2 protein-coding genes are annotated in these 840 nt (G+C 63.0%); both read left to right on the forward strand.

Annotation, left to right across the window (positions count from 1 at the left end; genetic code table 11):
* On the forward strand, nucleotides 1–615 hold a 615-nt coding region (locus IVB12_RS13330; protein WP_247299518.1), incomplete at its 5' end, for a hydratase.
* Between the two features lie 18 nt (nucleotides 616–633).
* On the forward strand, nucleotides 634–840 hold a 207-nt coding region (locus IVB12_RS13335; protein ID WP_247299519.1), incomplete at its 3' end, for an Ldh family oxidoreductase.

Raw genomic sequence — 840 nt, forward strand, 5'->3', positions numbered from 1 at the left:
AAGCTGGGCGTCGGCAGCGCCAAGCTTAAGCAGCAATCCGGCGTCGAACGGTCGATCGCAGGGCGAGTGCTCGCGACACGCCGCCATGAGCCGGGCGCCGCGGTCCGGCTCTCGTTCGCGGCGCCTGTCACGATCGAGTTCGAGATCGCATTCGTTCTCGGCAGGGACATCGATCACGGCTTCACTGGCGATCCCAAGAGCGCCATCGCGGAAACACGCGTCACGTTCGAACTGGTCATGGCCCGCTTCATCGATCGCCGTTCCGTTGGATGGCCAAGTTTTGCGGCCGACAACTCCGGCTTTGAGGCGCTGATCATCGGAGAACGCCTCGACCAACACCAGATTCCCGAACTGCTGTCTTCGCTTGTCGTGTCAGTCGATGGTGAGGAGAAGGCCCGCGCGGCGGCGGGAGACGACGCGACCGACCCCTACGGCGCTCTGACCGATCTCGTTTCAATCGCCCGCGAGCGGAAGATGATCCTGCCGAAGGGAAGCATGATTTCCACGGGTTCGGCCTCGATGCCGGTCGCCGTGTCGTCGCCGAAAGGCGACGTGAGCGCTTCTTATCTCGGAAAGAAGCTCGGCTTCTCGTTCCAGGCGCCGAAAAATACCTAATTGACCGAGAATATTCAGATGTCCACGGCCACCAAGATCGATCCGACCCGCCTGCTGAACTTCGCAACCGCCGTCTACGTCGCGGCCGGGATGTCGCAGGAGGACGCGCACCTGTGCGCCGACACTTTGGTGCAGGCTGACCTGTGGGGCCATCAGTCCCACGGTGTGATGCGGCTGTCGTGGTACGCGGCGCGTCTGAAAGCCGGCGTCTGTGATCCGAAGGCC

Source organism: Bradyrhizobium sp. 179, assembly GCF_023073535.1.
GTDB lineage: Bacteria > Pseudomonadota > Alphaproteobacteria > Rhizobiales > Xanthobacteraceae > Bradyrhizobium.